The organism is Blastomonas sp. CCH9-A1 (genome assembly GCF_001557175.1).
GTDB classification, from domain to species: Bacteria; Pseudomonadota; Alphaproteobacteria; order Sphingomonadales; family Sphingomonadaceae; genus Blastomonas; species Blastomonas delafieldii_A.
The window spans coordinates 1-851 of record NZ_LSHM01000079.1 but is presented as its reverse complement, the minus strand read 5'-3'; the positions used below and the strand labels follow the sequence as shown (position 1 = coordinate 851).

1 protein-coding gene is annotated in these 851 nt (G+C 65.3%); it reads right to left on the bottom strand.

Features of this window, described 5'->3' with window-relative positions:
* Window positions 1-37: 37 nt before the first annotated feature.
* Window positions 38-631: an LOG family protein gene (locus AX725_RS20145; protein ID WP_066044307.1), complete on the bottom strand. Its 594-nt coding sequence runs from the start codon at window positions 629-631 to the stop codon at window positions 38-40.
* Window positions 632-851: the final 220 nt, after the last annotated feature.

The following is an 851-nucleotide window of genomic DNA, read 5'->3' as shown; positions in this document are numbered from 1 at the left end:
ACCCCCGACCCCTCCCCTGAAGGGGAGGGGAGATTCATTACAGATCATCCGTCGTCATCGAGAAGATCGACTGGTGCGGCTCATAGGCCGCCATCTTGGCGAGCAGACCGTCGAGTGTGTCGTCGACGATCAGGATGTTCGCGTGCTGCGGGCGGATGAAACCGACCTCGATCATGTGGCGGTTGAAGGCGATGAGCTGGTCGTAAAAGCCGTTCACGTTGAGCAGTCCGACCGGCTTGTCATGATAGCCGAGCTGCGACCAGCTGATCGCCTCCCACAGCTCGTCCATGGTGCCGACGCCGCCGGGCAGTACGATGAAGCCATCGGACAGATCGGTGAACGCCTGCTTGCGCGCATGCATGCCGGGGACGACGTGAAGCTCGGTGCAGCCCTGATGCGCGACTTCGGGCCGGACCAGCGCCTCGGGGATGATTCCGATCACCTCGCCGCCCAGCTCAAGCGCCGCGTCGGCGGTCGCGCCCATCAGCCCCAGCCGTCCGCCGCCATAGACCACGCCGATCCCCCGATTGGCGAGTGTCGCACCGACCATGCGCGCGGTTTCGATATAAACGGGGTCGGCAGGGGTGGCAGAGCCGCAATAGACGGCCAGGCGCTTGAAAGGGGCGGTCATGATGATTCCTGATTGGGTTGTCCGGCGGTCCATCGCCGGAAATGCGGGGCGGGGCAAGCCTCGCAAACACTAAATCCTCCCCGAGCTTGTCTCGGGGAGGGGGACCGCCGAGCGAAGGTCGGTGGTGGAGGGGAAGCGGGATGGCATCCCGATCAAGGTCTGCAAGACCCCGCTGCCCCTCCACCACCCGCTGCGCGGGCGGTCCCCCTCCCCCAGCAAG

What these genes read in the sequence shown, in the direction of transcription:
- AX725_RS20145 (WP_066044307.1), bottom strand. Translation starts at nt 631, where the DNA reads ATGACCGCCCCTTTCAAGCGCCTGGCCGTCTATTGCGGCTCTGCCACC.